Origin of the sequence: Vibrio sp. 10N.286.52.C3, assembly GCF_041468865.1 — a bacterium.
Lineage (GTDB): Bacteria > Pseudomonadota > Gammaproteobacteria > Enterobacterales > Vibrionaceae > Vibrio > Vibrio crassostreae_C.
Map to the genome: position 1 here is coordinate 41,299 of NZ_JBFRJM010000054.1, position 17,602 is coordinate 58,900.

At 46.1% G+C, this 17,602-nt stretch carries 10 protein-coding genes, 1 pseudogene and 1 riboswitch; of the genes and pseudogenes, 9 read left to right on the top strand and 2 right to left on the bottom strand.

What is annotated here, in order from left to right:
• Nucleotides 1-21: 21 nt before the first annotated feature.
• The 5 genes and pseudogenes from AB4138_RS17100 to AB4138_RS17120 all read left to right on the top strand — a co-directional run bounded on the left by AB4138_RS17100 (nucleotide 22) and on the right by AB4138_RS17120 (nucleotide 4,303).
• A complete protein-coding gene (locus AB4138_RS17100) occupies nucleotides 22-918 on the top strand; it encodes a LysR family transcriptional regulator (RefSeq protein ID WP_017059889.1) in 897 nt (298 codons plus the stop codon).
• A gap of 88 nt (nucleotides 919-1,006) precedes the next feature.
• The gene (locus AB4138_RS17105; RefSeq protein ID WP_008223840.1) at nucleotides 1,007-1,300 is read left to right on the top strand and encodes a YebG family protein; all 294 of its coding nucleotides are present in this window, start codon (nucleotides 1,007-1,009) and stop codon (nucleotides 1,298-1,300) included.
• A 155-nt stretch (nucleotides 1,301-1,455) separates the two neighbouring features.
• Nucleotides 1,456-1,540, top strand: a riboswitch (Fluoride riboswitch).
• A 194-nt stretch (nucleotides 1,541-1,734) separates the two neighbouring features.
• Nucleotides 1,735-2,427 (top strand): iron-sulfur cluster assembly scaffold protein, encoded by a 693-nt coding sequence (locus AB4138_RS17110; protein WP_017071044.1) that lies wholly within the window; start codon nucleotides 1,735-1,737, stop codon nucleotides 2,425-2,427.
• Between the two features lie 25 nt (nucleotides 2,428-2,452).
• Nucleotides 2,453-3,442, top strand: coding sequence for a GGGtGRT protein (locus tag AB4138_RS17115; RefSeq protein WP_372306944.1), 990 nt, complete (start codon nucleotides 2,453-2,455; stop codon nucleotides 3,440-3,442).
• 228 nt (nucleotides 3,443-3,670) lie between these two features.
• A pseudogene (locus AB4138_RS17120) lies at nucleotides 3,671-4,303 on the top strand (MarC family protein).
• A gap of 84 nt (nucleotides 4,304-4,387) precedes the next feature.
• Here AB4138_RS17120 and ushA read toward each other — a convergent pair.
• Nucleotides 4,388-6,088: a bifunctional UDP-sugar hydrolase/5'-nucleotidase UshA gene (gene ushA / locus AB4138_RS17125; protein WP_017064205.1), complete on the bottom strand. Its 1,701-nt coding sequence runs from the start codon at nucleotides 6,086-6,088 to the stop codon at nucleotides 4,388-4,390.
• A gap of 505 nt (nucleotides 6,089-6,593) precedes the next feature.
• Between ushA and dapD the strand changes: the two genes are divergently transcribed.
• The 4 genes from dapD (at nucleotide 6,594) to AB4138_RS17145 (ending at nucleotide 13,040) form a co-directional block, all read left to right on the top strand.
• A complete protein-coding gene (dapD, locus tag AB4138_RS17130) occupies nucleotides 6,594-7,625 on the top strand; it encodes a 2,3,4,5-tetrahydropyridine-2,6-dicarboxylate N-succinyltransferase (protein WP_017059885.1) in 1,032 nt (343 codons plus the stop codon).
• A gap of 516 nt (nucleotides 7,626-8,141) precedes the next feature.
• The gene (locus AB4138_RS17135; protein WP_372306947.1) at nucleotides 8,142-8,492 is read left to right on the top strand and encodes an EF-hand domain-containing protein; all 351 of its coding nucleotides are present in this window, start codon (nucleotides 8,142-8,144) and stop codon (nucleotides 8,490-8,492) included.
• A 124-nt stretch (nucleotides 8,493-8,616) separates the two neighbouring features.
• Entirely contained in the window at nucleotides 8,617-9,939 is a 1,323-nt protein-coding gene (locus AB4138_RS17140) for an efflux RND transporter periplasmic adaptor subunit (RefSeq protein ID WP_032545691.1), read from the top strand.
• Complete coding sequence (locus AB4138_RS17145; RefSeq protein WP_372306949.1) at nucleotides 9,936-13,040, top strand: efflux RND transporter permease subunit; 3,105 nt, start codon at nucleotides 9,936-9,938, stop codon at nucleotides 13,038-13,040. Before AB4138_RS17140 ends, AB4138_RS17145 begins: the two co-directional genes overlap by 4 nt.
• Nucleotides 13,041-13,412: 372 nt before the next feature.
• Here AB4138_RS17145 and purL read toward each other — a convergent pair whose 3' ends face one another.
• Nucleotides 13,413-17,321: a phosphoribosylformylglycinamidine synthase gene (gene purL, locus AB4138_RS17150; RefSeq protein WP_017068539.1), complete on the bottom strand. Its 3,909-nt coding sequence runs from the start codon at nucleotides 17,319-17,321 to the stop codon at nucleotides 13,413-13,415.
• Between the last annotated feature and the right edge of the window lie 281 nt (nucleotides 17,322-17,602).

Sequence of the window (17,602 nt, forward strand, 5' to 3'; positions counted from 1 at the left end):
CAGAGTAAAACTAGGAATCTGATGGCTAATATTTCAATAAAACAGCTCAAAGTGTTCGTCACTATTACTCAGCACTCGACATTGACTGCTGCCTCTGAGGCTCTGTTTCTGTCTAAAGCTGCGGTCAGCATGGCACTAGGCGAAATGGAGAAACAACTCGGCCACTCTCTATTTGACCGGGTCAACAACCGATTAATTCTCAACCAAGAGGGACATAAGTTACTTCCATTGGCGGATGAAATATTACATCGTGCTGCTGGTATTGATGTTTTGTTCCGTGATGATCAGCCTTTAAGTGGCAATCTAAAGGTCGGCGCGAGTGACACGATTGGTAATCAGGTCGCACCGTTTATTTTGTCAGGCTTTCGCGAACGAACTCAACATCAGGATCAAAGCTTGTTCATTTCAAACAGTGCACTGATCTGCCAAAAGTTGGTGGATTATGAACTGGATATCGCGCTAATTGAAGGAAAAACATTACACCCTGAACTCATTTCGAGTCAGTTTAGCAGCGATGAAATGTGCATTATTGTTAGTAATCAACATCCTCTCGTTGCCAAAGAAAAAGTGATTTTAAGCGATTTAGAAGACAGCCATTGGATTTTACGTGAATCAGGCTCAGGGACTCGCGAGTTTTTCCTTCGTGCCGTCGCACCGCGCATCGAACATTGGTATGAATCTTTTGAACTCAACACCACAGAAGCAATCATCAACTCTGTTTCTGCCGGTCTTGGCTTTGCCTGTTTGTCTCGTTTAGCTGCTCAGCGAGCGATCGATTCAGGCCGAGTAAAAGCGCTTAATGTGCCACTTGATATGAAACGCCGATTCTGGATGCTGGTCCATAAAGACAAATATCAAAGCCCACTGCTGAAATCTTTCATGAGTTATTGTGAAGACTGGGCGGCACATCAAGATTGAGGCCGCATAGTACGGGCTCCAACTGGACTTTTAACATCAGAAACTGTATAAAAAGCCAGTAAAATTTATCAAACTTAGAGGATTAACCATGGCTGTTATCGTCAAGTACGTGGTGGAACGCAACGGAGAAGAGAAAATGACTTTTACCTCTAAAGCCGAAGCTGACGCATACGACAAAATGCTGGATATGGCTGATGAGCTTTTTGAACTGTTAGGCAAAAGCGATTTAGTTGAAGATGAAGGCAAGCAAGAAGAACTTGCAATGTACCTAGCGAAGAACAAAGAAGAAGTTCTTTACGCATTAGGTGCTAAGCGTAAGCCAGCTCCGAAAAAAGCTAAGAAGCTTGAAGCTGTTGAAGACGCAGAAGAAGATGCAGCTTAACTAGCTGATACCTTTCTAAAAAACGTCAATGACGCCTCTAATCAGAGTTCGTTATTGGCGTTTTTTTATACTTATCGAAATATAATGAAGCTTGTTTATAGTCGAAATCGCTCTAAACATTCGCTTGCATGAAAGTGTGAGGAAGATCTAATCTATAGCCATCAGGTGATGGGGTTCCACCTAAGCTTTTGCTTCAACCGCCCGTTCTTTCCGAACAGTGCTAATGACTCCTACAGAATCGAAAACAGGTAATACTGTTGGACGTATCGCTATTCCTCCATTTTGAAATGGACTTAGTCTATTAAGACCAAGTTCCATGACACCTTTGGATTATCGATACTCAAGATCTGTAGTGAATTAGCCGCACCTCTTCCAACACGTCCTGTTTTCTCAACGCCCTAGGCCTTAAATGGCTCTATAAGTGAGAAAACATTATGCACTACTCTTCAGAAATTCAATCAATGTGCCCTATTCAAAGGGGTGATCTTCACAATTCAGCTCCAATTCCAGTTGAAGGCGCAATGGTTAGCCCAAAAGATGTCATCGCTATTTCTGGCTTAAGCCACGGTGTTGGCACTTGTGCACCACAACAAGGTGCTGCAAAACTGACTCTTAACGTAAAAAACGGCATCATCGAAGAAGCATTAATCGAAACGATTGGTTGTTCAGGTATGACTCAATCTGCCGCGATGGCTGCGGAAATCCTCACCGGAAAAACCATTCTAGAAGCGCTGAATACTGACTTAGTATGTGACGCGATCAACGTAGCGATGCGCGAAATCTTCCTGCAGTTTGTTTACGGTCGAACTCAGTCGGCTTTCTCTGAAGGTGGCCTAGAGATCGGCGCAGCACTAGAAGACTTAGGTCAAACACAGCGCAGCCAAGTTGGCACCAGCTACTCAACCGCAGCAAAAGGCGTTCGTTACCTAGAGCTTGCAGAAGGTTACGTAACCAAGCTTGCACTTGATGATCACAGCGAAGTGATTGGCTATGAATATCTCAACCTCGGCAAAATGATGAAGGCGATTAACCAAGGCGTACCAGCGAACGAAGCTGCTGACCTTGCGACAGGGACTTATGGTCGCTTCGACGAAGCCGTGACCACCATTAACCCACGTCAACAATAATTTTTGCCAATAAAAGAGGAAAGATATGATGAACACTCAATTTAATGAATCAGTAACTCTCGTATTGGCAGAAATGAACTTCGACTCTTTAGAGCAAGCAAACCAATACTGTTTATCACACAATGTCGATCCAAAAGCATTAGTGATGGACACTCAACCTATCGCATTTGAAAGCGCAGCTGACGCTTACACTCTTGGTGCAGCATTGGCTCTGTTCCGTAAAGCGAACAACGCAGAACAAGCAGCGAATATCATTGGTGAAGGCCTTCAAGCATTCACAAAACCCGGCAGTGTTGCGGAGCAACGCCAAGTCGGTATCGGCCATGGCGCACTGGCTGCTCGCCTTCTCAATGAAGAGAGCCACTGCTTTGCTTTCCTTGCAGGCCATGAGTCTTTTGCTGCTGCAGAAGGTGCGATCAAGATTGCACTGAACGTGAACAAATCACGCAAAACACCATTGAAAGTTATCTTGAACGGTCTAGGTAAAGATGCCGCTTACCTAATCTCTCGCATCAATGGCTTTACTTATGTTCGCACTCAATTTGATTACCAAACGGGTGAGCTAGTTGAAACAGAACGTCGCCGCTTCTCACAAGGCCCTCGTGGCGAGATCTTGTGTTACGGCGCTGATGATGTACGTGAAGGTGTAGCGATCATGCACAGAGAAGAAGTGGATGTGAGTATCACGGGTAACTCAACCAACCCAACACGCTTCCAACACCCTGTTGCTGGTATCTACAAAGCAGAACGCACTCGCCAAGGTTTGCCATACTTCTCAGTTGCTTCAGGTGGCGGTACAGGTCGAACATTGCACCCAGATAACGTAGCAGCAGGCCCAGCGTCTTACGGCATGACCGATACCATGGGCAGAATGCACGCTGATGCTCAGTTCGCAGGTAGCTCTTCAGTTCCTGCTCACGTGGCGATGATGGGCTTCATCGGCATGGGCAACAACCCAATGGTCGGAGCGACGGTTGCATTGGCTGTGGCAGTGAGTGAATCTCAACACGCATAACGACAAAGTGAGTCCCACAATCTGCCTGTTATGTAGAGTCTGTTAGTTGAGAATCAAGCAATAACGGACGACTAAAACTCTACACCTATCACTAAAACCAAACAGCCAGCCTTATGCTGGCTGTTTTTTATTCACACTTGCTCTACTATCTATTTCTAATAATTATTTGTATCTAAGATTAAATACATTCTGCTGTCGTATTTAACTACATATTTTCAAAGGAATAATATGAAAGAGCTCATCATTCATACCATTACCGTGTTCATGGGCTTTTTTGCCATCATGAACCCTATCGCCAACACACCGATCTTTCTTTGATTAACAGGTGATAATGATAGGGAAACGGTCAAGTCTATCGCTTTCCGCTCAGTGTTCATCGCCTTCATCATCGTCAGCACCTTTGCTGTCTCGGGTAAACTCATCTTCGACCTCTTTGGTATCACGCTTTACGCGCTTCGTATCACCGGCGGGATCCTCGTGTTCTTGATTGGCTTTCATATGCTGCAAGGTGACTCAACACACTCTAAAGCAAAAGAGAAGGTCAACTCAGACGCTCAACAAGATGCGGCGCTCAGTATCGCCGTCTCGCCACTGGCAATGCCAATATTAGCCGGACCGGGCACCATTGCCACCGCGATGAACTTTGCCAGCACCGAAGGCATCTACGAAACCATCGTCGCCTTTGGCCTACTATGCGCCTTAACCTACGTATTGTTTGTATTTGGCGAGCGCTTCGTTAAAGCCGTTGGACCAAGCGCACTGAACGTGATTACTCGAATGATGGGGTTGATACTCGCGGTAATCGGTATGCAGATGTTGATTGAAGGGATTGAGCAAGCTTATAAGGCACTGTTTGTTTAAGCTCAGAACAACAAATTTCTGATACAAAAATAGCCAGCGATTCGCTGGCTATTTTCTTTGGCGCTTTTGTTTACGAATTATAAATTAGTTCGCAGGGCAGCCTTTTACTTCTAAACCTTTACTCATGTAGATTAGATCACCATCCGCTGGTGCGTAATTCGCTGCAGTGACATCAGGGTTCTTAACAAAGAATTCGCGCAGTACCGAGGCATCCGTTAACTGTGTCGATTCAACGTCAATTACTGGGTAGTCATCACCACCAGCCGCACTGAAACTGATCACGGAGAACGTGTAAGTGTCTGCTAAATCAAAACCTTTGCCATTGATGTCTCGAATGGTCACATCACTCAAATCGCAGTCAACCGTTAAGCTGATATTGTCGAGTTGGGCATAAGCGCCGGATCCTGCAGTCTTCGTCGCAACAACGTCCAAATACGCTTTTACTTCAGCACCTGTCATCGTTGCTTTAGTCACGAAGTTCCCGAAAGGTTGAACCGTCAGTACATCACGATAAGCAATGTCTCCTGCCGCAATTGAGTCACGGACACCACCAGAGTTCATTACACCAAAGTCAGCATTCACCAATTCATAAGTGCGGTATGCTTCTCCTAACAAGTGACCAAGATTAGTTTGTTCTGAACGAACAACATCACGATCACCTTCCAGTTTTGCATCTGTCTTTGAGATGATGACATCGAGGAGATCTTGCCCTTGTTGTTGATATGGGTAGAGAGTAGCTTTTACAGCTGCATCAGGCTTTATTTCAGATTGAATAAACTGATAATCACCGTTTTCATCCTTCTCTTTTAGGTTCACAGGAACCAGATCGTACTTCGCTAAATGCAGTTTGCCGTCATAAAACTCAAAGTCAGCTCTGCCTACATACTTACCCCACTCGTGAGCTTGCATGATGTAGGTACCATTTTGCTGATCAGGTTTGCAGTCATCCCCTGGGTTGAAGTCGGCGTATTCATTGCCTTCCATACAAACAGGGTTTTGAGAGTGTCCACCAATAATTGCATCTAGCTGACCTTCTTCTAGAGAGCGAGCAAGCAATACATCGCCAGGCGCTTCACTACCATGCTGACCATCTGCGTAATGCCCCATATGCGTGGTAGCAAAAATCAGGTCAACCGTTTCATTGGCCTCTATTTCTTTTATGGCTTTTTTGATTTCAACTTGTGGGTCGGCAAAGTGAATTGTCGCGACGTTGTCAGGATTAACTAATTTAGCCGTATCTTTGGTTGTCAGGCCAATAACAGCAATCTTTAAACCATTAATGGTGAATACTTTATATGGAGAGAAAAGGCGTTCATCAGTAACTGTGTCTCCATCTTTGATATAAATATTCGCCGCAAGCATCGGGAAGTCAGCTAGCTCAGATTGCATCTCAAGCACATCCAAGGTGTTGTCGAATTCATGGTTACCTAATGCCATCGCATCGTAACCAAGAAGGTTCATGCCAACAAAATCTGGTATCGCATCCTGCATATCAGACTCTGGAACACCAGTATTAATGTCACCACCGGACAGTAGGATCGTCTCACCACCGTTTTGAGTCACTTCCGCACGAATACTATCAATCAACGTCTTACGAGCCGCCATTCCATACTCACCCTTACTATTTTCCCAGAAGCGACCATGGTTATCGTTGGTATGTAAAACAGTAAACTTGGTACAAGAAGCGGCAGTGTCACATGTCACTGCGATATCGTCACTGTCCGAGCCACAACCAACCATCGCTACGCCGATAGATAACACCAGTAAAGACTTAGTAAAATTCATAGAAGATCCTTTATTAATCGTTTTAATGTCGTTGTGGCAGGCAATATACTGACATCTTGCAGGGTTTTAGTGATCGTTCTCTTAATTACATGTCTGGAAAGTTGAGTATTTACCCTAACTGTAGGCACAAGCGATTAATCAACAGAAGTCGAATAATTCTGATAATAAACATGAATTTATAAAGAAAGTGTGACTCACTCTATTGATACGGCTAACAAGAGGATGGACTAAAGATAAGTGTCAGGCATGGAAATGAAATGGCACCGCGCTACTTAAGTAAGAACGCCCATATTTAAGAGCGAGGTATAATATCCGGATAATGAAAACTATCTCTCAAAAGACAAGCAATATCATTTTACAGACTTTATCCCGATACGCCCTTTCATAACGAGGGCGCTCTCTTTATGATGAACGCAATTAAATTAACTTTGCTAACGGCAGCGCTTGTTATTCGAGCCGTTGTTTTGGAATAGCAAAATCAAGACTCAACACATGGAGATTCAACATGGCTTATTTTTCACTAGCCTTCGGTACGGCAACCAAAAATCGCGACAATAAAATCATTGAAGCGTTCTTCCCTAACCCGCTTCTAAACCCAAGCGACGCTCTTGTAGCAGCTGTAGCTGAAGTGTCAGGTTACGCTGAAGGCAACCAAGCTATCGAAATCTCTGCTGCACAAAGCGCAGAACTGGCGAAAGCATTCGCAGCAAACGATGATGCAGCTAACGCATCTTTCGCAGAAAAAGCGGCAGCGTCTGAACAGCCACTTGTTCTTGTTGTTCTTGCTACTGACGAGAAGCCAGCATCAGTTGCTGAAGGCTTCCTAAAGCTACAACTTATCTCTAACCGCCTAGTACAACCACACGGTACGGTACTGGACGGCATCTTCGGTCTACTGCACAACATCGCATGGACAAACGAAGGCCCTATCGACCTACCTGAGCTGGCTGAGCGTCAAATCGAAGCTCGCCTTGCAGGTCGTGCTCTGTCTGTAGATTGCGTAGACAAGTTCCCTAAAATGGTGGACTACGTAGTACCAACAGGTATTCGTATTGCTGACACTTCTCGTGTTCGTCTTGGCGCACACGTAGGCGAAGGCACAACAGTAATGCACGAAGGTTTCATCAACTTCAATGCTGGTACAACTGGCGTGAGCATGGTTGAAGGTCGTATCTCTGCGGGTGTTGTTGTAGGTAACGGTTCAGACATCGGCGGCGGCGCTTCTATCATGGGTACTCTGTCTGGTGGCGGTACGATGGTTATCTCTATCGGCGAAAACTGCCTACTAGGCGCAAACGCGGGTCTTGGCTTCCCTATGGGTGACCGTTGTACAGTTGAGTCTGGTCTTTACGTGACTGCGGGTACTAAGGTTCGCATGCTAGATAAAGAAGGCAATGAAGTAGAAATCATTAAAGCTCGCGATCTTGCTGGCGTGTCTGATCTTCTGTTCCGTCGCAACTCAATCACAGGCCAAATCGAGTGCCTAGCGAACAAGTCTGCGGTTGAGCTAAACAGCGAGCTGCACAGCAACAACTAATCTAAGCACTAGATGCTAGATGCTAGATGCTAGAAAATAATAAGCCGCTGGGGTTCAATCCAGCGGCTTTTTTGTATGTTCTGGGAATCATTATTGCCCCATTACCAGTCAGAGTTAACAGAATGTTAACATGTATTTGCCCTACTAAAAGTAATCCCTTGTCTGTTGGATATTTGCAAGGCAAACTGCTGGGCAAAAGTTCGAAAACACTCTGAATGTCTAAAAATCGCCATATTTTTCGAAACTAGGGATTTTATATCATTGGCTTTTCGGTTTCGGTTTCGGTGGCTGAAAGTTTGGGATAATTTGAAAACCATTTGGACATAGCTATGCCTGTACTCTTACCAGAGTACTAGCGGCAGAAGTTTCATAATTTCTGTTGCGCTGCGCTTACAAACCGATAAGAACATAAATCGATATCTACTTAGCCATCTTTACATACCTTTACATCACATGACGTTATCTTACTTACATTAGTATATTCTTAAGTAGTGAAACAAAGAGAAGGAAAACGTCATGAAAATCAAAAGCACGATAATCGCGTTACTCGGTATCGTTATTGCCTTCGGAGCAATGGCTGGTGGAATGAATAAAGGCATGAATAACAATATGTCACGCCCAGTATTTTCACAGTTTGATCTCGATGGTGATGGCAAGATAACCGAAGCCGAGTTCAATCAAGCACGCTCAGAACGTATTGCCCAGCGAGCAGAAGAGGGACGTACGTTGAAAAATATCAATCAAAGCCACAGTTTTGCTTCGTTAGATAGCAACGCGGATAGCGCTATCTCTCAACAAGAGTTTAATGCTCATCAAGGCATGGTGAACCCCAAAAATACCATGGGCAAAGGCAAAAACAATCAGTAGCTCAATTCAATCAGGCCTCCATTTTTGAGGCCTGACTTATTTTGAGATCAAGGAAGCAAATCCGCTTATGTTGGTGTGCTACCTTTTGCTTAAGGAAAAGCTAATATATAGTAAGGGAATCGCTATGACTAGGTATAGCTGGTTACAAAGGGCTCTGTTTGTTCCTCCTGTTTTGTTGGGCATCGCGTTATTGGTGATCGCACCAGGGATGAAGGCTGAACCGCCTAATGCGAGTAATACGGCTGCTAAAAAGGTGGTTCGGGTGTTGAAAGTCGAGCCGCGAAATATCCAACCTTCTGCCATCGGATATGGACATACCGAGTCTGTTCAAGACTGGCAGGCACAGTCTGAACTTGACGGCGCGGTTGTGTGGGTTTCTGAGCAATACAAAACGGGCGCTATTATCCGCAAAGACAGCGAACTCCTTAGAATTGACCCCACCGCTTATCAACTTACTATTGCCCGTTTGCAAGCTGAGCTTGAAGTGCTAATGCTAACAAATCAGACCATTATCGATTCGCTCAAGATTGCAGAGAAAGAGTTTGAGGTACAACAGTCAGAATATGCCCGCTCAATCAAATTGAGTGAAACCGGGCATATCTCCAAAACAGAGAAAGACCGCGCGACCAAAGACTTGCTCAGCAGCCAGCAACAGCTCCAGACACAGAAAAACCAACTGGCAATTAATCAAGCGCAGCAAAAGGTTTTGCAAACGGAACTAGCACTTGCAAACCGAGATCTCGAACAAACCGTAATTAAAGCCCCATTTGATATTCGCATTGTCGAAACCTTGGTTGGACTCGCCGAGTATGTCAACAAGGGGGAATTGCTGCTCAAAGCGGATGACATCGATGCCGTTGAGGTTCGCGCGCAGTTTCCGCTTGGTAAAATGCGTCCGCTAAGAAATTCCAATCGCTTTGACTCGCTTGACGAAGATGTTCATAGCAACTTGAGCGCGACAGTCGAGCTCCAAGCAGGCGATAAAGTAATTACTTGGCCTGCCGAGATCAGCCGCTCCGGCGGTGAAATCGATGCTCAGACTCAAAGCCAAAGCCTGGTTGCACAAGTAAATCAGCCCTATCAGCAAGCCATTCCCGGGGAGAAGCCACCACTTATTCGTGGGACTTTCGTTAAAGTCACGATTAAAGCACCAATGATGGAGCAACAAGTCTTGCTACCGATAAACGCCATCCATGATGGTAAAGTTTACACTGTCTCTGAAGGTAAACTGAAAAGCAAACCTGTCAGGATAGATTTCGTCCAAGGGCAGGTTGCGGTGATCAAATCTGGCGTGGAATTCGGTGATGTGGTTGTGCTAAGTAAACTTTCACCCGCCGTTGAGGGGATGGCTTTACAACCGCAACCGGATGAGAAAATCGGCCTTTGGTTGGATACGCAGAGCGGATTTAAAGCCCTAAACGCGATTCAGAAAGAGGGCAAATTATGATCGCTTTTTTTGCTCGGCACACCACTGGCGCCAATGTCCTGATGATGGCGGTACTGCTGTTAGGGGCTTTTGCCTTGCCCAAACTGCAGAAAGACACTTTTCCGTTGACGCCGACCAAAAATATTGAGGTTCGGATCGTTTATCCGGGCGCGTCACCTTTTGAGATGATGGAAGAAGTGTGTTACCCGTTGGAAGATTCTCTCGATAAGCTGAGTGGAATTAAAGAGTTAAGCTGTGATGCCCGAGAGAGTTTGGTCATCGCCAATGTGGAAATCGGCGATGATGAAGACATTGACACTTTAACCAGCGATATTCAACAGCAGGTTAACGCCATCAGTGATTTTCCGGATCGAGTTGAGCAGATCACGGTGTCGAAACTGGACCGAGTGGCAACGGTGGCCAGTGTCGCGATTACCGGCAATATGTCAGATAGGGACTTATATCTCTATGCCCAACAAATTAAGCACAAGTTAAAAGAGAGCCCATTGATCGCTCAGGTGACCGTGAGCGGTTTTGCGGATCAAGAAATAGAAATTCGCGTATCGCAGTGGAAGTTGCAGCAGTACGGCCTGAGTGTGTCCGACTTGTCCAATCTAGTACAACAGCAAAGTATCAGCACTCCTGCTGGCGTATTTAGTAATGACTTGGAAGAGATCAGCGTCCGCTTCGACCACTTAGGCAGCAACGTCAAAGACTTCGAAAATATCGTGATTAAATCCAGTGAGACGGGGACTCAGGTTCGCCTCGGTGATGTTGCCGTTATTCAGCAGAAGTTCACTAGCGATGAAAATCAAATCCTGTTCAATGGTCAGCGTGCCGCTTTGCTTCAGGTGTCCAAAACGCAATTTCAAGATACCTTAACGGTCAAAGATGCGATCGTCAGCATCGTTGAAAAAGAACAGGCGAGAGCCCCTGAAGGCGTCGCTTTAACCATCACCCAAGATTCCAGCACCAATATTATTGAGCGTCTGAGAATCCTCACCAGCAATGGCGCACAGGGATTAGCACTGGCATTTTTGATGTTGTGGGCGTTTTTTAATATTCGCTTTAGCTTTTGGGTCACCATGGGGCTGCCGGTTTCATTCCTTGGCGCCATTTTTGCGATACAACTTCTCGGTTATACCCTGAATATGATGACGCTGGTCGGGCTGATTGTCGCGATTGGTCTGCTAATGGACGACTCGTTGATCATTGCAGAAAACATCGCTGCCAAGAGGCAACAAGGGCTACCCGCGTTTGACGCTGCAGTTGAAGGTACCAAACAAGTCTTCCCAGGTGTGATTGCATCGTTTGCTACCACCATCATGGTGATAGGGCCGCTGATGTTTCTCACAGGCAAGATGGGCGAAGTACTACGCTATATTCCCATCGTGTTATTGATTACCTTGCTTGTTAGTCTGATAGAAGCTTTCTTGATCTTGCCGTCTCATTTGGCACATAGCCATACTGAATCTCGCTCTAATCCTATACGGGACAAGTTCATTGCCGGTTTTGAAAACATCAGAGACAGATTCTTTGTGCCAGTGAGTGTCAAGGCGATGAATGCACCTTATCTTTCAGTAGGGATATTGGTGATGGTGGTGATGATTTCAACCGCTTCCATTTCGTCAGGTTGGCTGAAATTCAAAGCCATGCCTGCCTTGGAAAGTGATGTGCTGCAGGCGCGTATCTTGCTCCCTCAAGGCAGTTTACTGAGCCAGACAGAGGCGGTGGTGGAGAAGGTTTCAAACGCGCTTGATGAACTCAACCAAGAATACGCAGAGAAATACCCAAGCTCAAAACCTTTGGTCGCGAGCACCACGATCATGTTCAACTCAAATGCTGATGCTAATGAGTCGGGGCCGCATATGGCAACCGTCAGTGCCGATCTATTGCCAGCGCAATTTAGGCAGCAGAGCATTAAAGATCTGATCCAAGATTGGAAACAAAAAGTAGGCCCTACGGCGGATGTGGTTTCACTCAAGTTTACCGATAAAGAACGGGGCATTGCTGGCAATGGCATTGATATTCGGGTTCAGGGTGAGTCGTTACAAGAGCTCAATCAAGTCAGCCGCTCGCTGGTGAAATGGTTGAAGGGATTTGACGGTGTCTATAACCTCTCCAGCGATCTGCGTGAGGGCAGAACCGAATTTCACGTTAACCTTAAAGATGAAGCTGGCGTGATGGGAGTTAATGCTTCCAACATTGCTCAAACGCTGCGCAGCGCGGTAAAAGGCAGTACTGATCTGACGGTTTTCCAACAAGGCGAGCTGGTGGATATTAGTGTGAGACTGGATGAGTTTACGCACCAAGCTAGCCTGTATGAGTTGAATAACTTGATGGTGACGGCAGGCAATGGAACCCTAGTTCCATTATCAAGTGTTGCGACGTTTGACAGAAAACAAGCCTTCTCGCGAATTCACCGCATTAATGGGATGAACACTGTGGTTGTGCAAGGCAATATCGATACGCGGGTTGCCAATGCGCGTGAAATCATGCTGCAGTTCAATAGCGAATTTGTCTCGCAAACTCAACACAAATTCCCAGACATCACCTTCACCTCGCAAGGTCAGGATAAAGAAAGCTCAGATACGGGCTCCTCGCTGGCGACCTTCTTTGCTCTTGGCGTGGTGGGGATTTATCTTATTTTAGTGTTCCTGTTACAAAGCTACACTCAACCGATTGCTGTGCTGCTGGCAATCCCTATGGGCTGGATTGGTGTGGTATGGGGGCACTTGGGCATGGGGTTCGATTTGACTATTCCAAGCTTGGTTGGCTTTGCTACCTTAGCGGGTATCGTCGTTAACGATAACATTCTGTTGGTCAATTTTATTAAGAAGAATATCGCCCAAGGCGAGCGCTTGATAGACGCTTGTCGAGAGGCGGTACGTGACCGATTTAGAGCGATATTTATCACCTCGTTAACCACATTTGCAGGATTGCTTCCACTGTTAACCGAAACCAGTACGCAAGCGCAATTTCTGATCCCGTTAATTGCCAGTATTGCGTTTGGCTTAGTCTCGGCTACGTTACTAGCGTCAATTGTTGTGCCTTGCGTGCTGCTTATTTTGGACGATTTAAAGCTGACCAAATGGGCAGAAGGTGCTCAATCTTACCTTTGAGGCCCTTGGGAGTGCATGCTGAACCATGTCATTTAGCCCGGCATGAAAATGGTAGTTTGCGTAGAATTTATTTGGCGATTAAACCCTATCACTGACTGCTGTTTTTTTGCGTACAAAAAACAATAGGGTCAGGTCTTGTCTTTTGCTCTTTGGTGGCAGTTTTTCTATCAGGTTTAGTTATTTGTCATACCTGAAGTTATTAGTCATTTGCTAATGTTTGATTTTCCAAAACTCATTTCTGTCCAAAAGTTTGTTATACACACATCCACTATACGGTGCTCCCTACACCACACTCACCACCAAAAAAAGCGCAGACCTTTCGATCTGCGCTTGTGGTTATTGTCCCGATAACACTGTTTAAATCGTTTTCAATTAACCCACGTTCTTACGTGCGTTTTGGAACATACGCATCCAAGCGCCATTCTCGCCCCAACCTTCCGGAGACCAAGAGTTTGCAACCGTACGGAATACACGCTCTGGGTGAGGCATCATAATTGTCACGCGGCCGTCAGTCGTTGTTAAACCTGTGATAGCGTTTGGCGAACCATTCGGGTTATTCGGGTATTGCTGCGTTTGGTTACCGTTGTTATCAACGTAACGTAGAGCAACCGTACCTGAGTTTTCAATCGCGTTTAGGTGGTCGTTATCACGTACTTCTACGCGGCCTTCACCGTGAGAAACAGCGATTGGCATACGAGAACCTTCCATGCCGTTGAAGAATACAGAATCTGACTTCTGAACTTCTACTAGGCTGAAACGTGCTTCAAAGCGCTCAGATTCGTTGCGAACGAAACGTGGCCAGTACTCCGCACCTGGGATAAGTTCACGTAGATTCGACAGCATCTGACAACCGTTACACACACCTAGAGAGAAGGTATCTTCACGCTTGAAGAAGTTTTCAAACTGGTCACGAGTAGAGTCATTAAACAAAACCGACTTCGCCCAACCTTCACCAGCACCTAGTACATCACCGTAAGAGAAGCCACCACATGCCACAAGGCCGTTGTATTCTTCTAGTACCGCTTGACCTGTTAGGATGTCGCTCATGTGAATATCAGTTGCTTCGAAGCCTGCACGGTCGAATGCTGCTGCCATTTCAACGTGAGAGTTAACACCCTGCTCACGTAGAATCGCCATCTTAGGCTTAGCACCTGTGTTGATGAACGGTGCTGCGATGTCTTCGTTTACGTCAAAGCTCAGTTTCACGTTCAGACCTGGGTCCGAGTTGTCTTTCTTCGCTTCATGTTCTTGGTCAGCACATACTGGGTTATCACGCAGACCTTGCATCTTGTGCGTTGTCTCAGCCCAGATAGTACGTAGTTCAGTACGGTTACGTTCAATCACTACAGACTCGCCAGACTTAATCACTAGTTCATCTGATGCTTCCCCTTCACCAACAACGCTGCCAATCACATGAGAACATGCTTCTAGACCGTTAGCTGCAAGAGTAGAAAGTACTGCGTCTAGGTCGTCGTTACGGACTTGGATTACTGCACCTAGCTCTTCGTTGAACAGTGCTGCTAGCGTGTCTTCACCTAACGCTTCAATGTTTGCATTAACACCACAGTGACCTGCGAATGCCATTTCTGCTAGCGTTACGAATAGACCACCATCGCCTTTATCGTGGTAAGCGACAACTTGGTCGTTCGCTACAAGTGCTTGAACGCCTTCGTAGAAACCTTTTAGTTGCGCTGCGTTGTCTACGTCTGCTGGCTTGTCACCAAGCTGCTTGTAAACCTGTGCAAGTGCTGTTGCACCCATACGGTTTTTGCCGTTACCTAGGTCGATAAGAACTAGGCTTGTATTACCTTTGTCAGTGCGAAGCTGAGGAGTAATCGTCTTACGAACATCTTCAACACGTGCAAACGCAGTGATAACAAGAGATAGCGGAGACGTTACTTCTTTCTGCTCGCCATTCTCTTCCCACTTAGTCTTCATCGACATTGAGTCTTTACCCACTGGGATAGTTAGACCCAGAGCTGGACATAGTTCTTCACCAACCGCTTTAACCGCTTCGTAAAGGCCTGCATCTTCACCTGGGTGACCTGCTGGAGACATCCAGTTAGCCGACAGTTTAATGTGTTTGATATCGCCGATGTTGGTCGCTGCGATGTTAGTAATTGCTTCACCAACCGCTAGACGAGCCGATGCGCCGAAGTCTAGAAGTGCCACTGGCGTACGCTCACCAAGAGACATAGCCTCACCGTGGTAAGAGTCGTAGCTTGCCGCTGTTACTGCGCAGTTAGCAACAGGAACCTGCCATGGACCAACCATTTGGTCACGAGCTACAAGGCCTGTTACCGAGCGGTCACCGATGGTGATAAGGAATGTTTTCTCAGCGACTGTTGGCAAGCGAAGAACACGGTCAACCGCTTCGTTCATCTCGATGCCAGAACGGTCAATCGCAGGGTTGTTAGCTTTTAGCGTTTTCGCGTCACGGTGCATCTTAGGTGTTTTACCTAATAGGATGTCCATTGGCATGTCGATTGGCGTGTTGTCGAAGTGTGAATCTTCTAATTTCAGATCACGTTCTTCAGTTGCTTTACCAACCACTGCGTACGGTGCACGTTCACGCTTACAAATCGCGTCGAACGTTGCCATGTCTTTATCAGCAACCGCCATTACATAACGCTCTTGAGATTCGTTACACCAGATCTCAAGTGGGCTCATGCCCGGCTCATCGTTTGGCACGTCACGTAGATTAAAGATACCGCCACGCTCGCCATCGTCGACTAGCTCAGGAAGAGCATTCGAGATACCGCCCGCGCCCACATCGTGGATAAATGCGATTGGGTTCGCATCACCAAGCTGCCAACAACGGTCGATAACTTCCTGACAACGACGCTCCATCTCTGGGTTTTCACGTTGTACAGAAGCGAAATCAAGATCTTCAGAAGAAGAACCAGAATCCATTGAAGATGCCGCACCGCCGCCAAGGCCGATGTTCATCGCAGGACCACCTAGAACGATTAGGCTTGCACCTACCGGGATCTCTTTCTTCTGAACGTGCTCATCACGGATGTTGCCAAGACCACCAGCTAGCATGATTGGTTTGTGGTAACCACGCACTTCTTCACCTGCGTGAGAGTTTACTTTCTCTTCGTAAGTACGGAAGTAGCCAAGTAGGTTTGGACGACCAAATTCGTTGTTGAATGCCGCGCCACCAAGAGGACCTTCAAGCATGATATCCAGAGCAGTAACGATACGGCTTGGCTTACCAAAGTCAGTTTCCCAAGGTTGAACGAAGTTCGGGATCTTAAGGTTAGATACAGAGAAAGCAACAAGACCCGCTTTTGGCTTACCACCAATACCGGTTGCGCCTTCATCACGGATTTCACCGCCTGAACCTGTCGATGCGCCTGGCCACGGTGAGATTGCCGTTGGGTGGTTGTGCGTTTCAACTTTCATCAAGATGTGTGTTTTTTCTTGGTGGTAGCTGTACTGGCGAGTTTCTGGATCTGGGAAGAAACGACCAACTTCAGAACCTGTCATTACCGCTGCGTTATCTTTATAAGCAGACAGAACATGTTCTGGTGTCGTTTCAAAGGTGTTCTTAATCATCTTGAACAATGATTTTTCTTGCTTAACGCCATCGATAGTCCAATCAGCGTTAAAGATCTTATGACGACAGTGCTCTGAGTTCGCTTGTGCAAACATCATTAGCTCGATGTCCGTCGGGTTACGACCTAGCTTCTCAGTGAAGCTTTCAAGAAGGTAATCAATCTCATCTTCTGCAAGTGCAAGACCTAGGGTAACGTTTGCTTTTTCAAGCGCTTTACGTCCACCAGTTAGTAGGTCAACTTCCGCATAAGGAGCAGGCTCAGCAACGGTAAATAGTGCCGCCGCTGATTCGAAGTCAGTGAAAACCACTTCCATCATACGGTCGTGCAGGATTGCTTTCAGCTCAACAAGTTGAAGTTCAGAAAGTTCAGCAGAGGTTTCAATGTAGAAAGCAGTACCGCGCTCTAGACGTGACACTTTAGCCAGTCCGCAGTTGTGTGCGATATCTGTTGATTTTGAAGACCAAGGCGAGATAGTGCCTGGGCGTGGCGTTGCAAGCAGCAGTAAACCTTCAGGTTCATGCTCTTCAATCGTTGGACCGTAAGTCAGTAGCTTTTCTAGCTTCTCAACTTCAGACTCATCTAGGTCTGCCGTTAGATCAGCAAAGTGGGCAAACTCAGCGTAAATACCTGTTACAGGTAAGCTTAATTCACGACAAAGCTCTAAAAGCTTGTTAACACGAAACTCAGATAGAGCTGGGGAGCCACGCAAAATTCTCATGTGCTTACGTCTCTTATGCAGTTGATTAAGGTAGTATTGGAATAAATTCAGTGGGTTAAAGGAAAAACCTAACTGTTTTCTTCGAAGCTATTCCCGAAGGTTTAAAAACCTATGCCGATCCCACCTCTTCAATGCGAGCGCATTATAAAGCATTTCTTTTTGTGACGTAACACCAAAAGCAACCGTTTGCGTGATTTTTTTTATCTTTCTGCGTAAATGGTACTTTTGCTGCATTTATCACCACTTTTACAACTGTTTAATTAAACCTGCTTTGCCAGCCT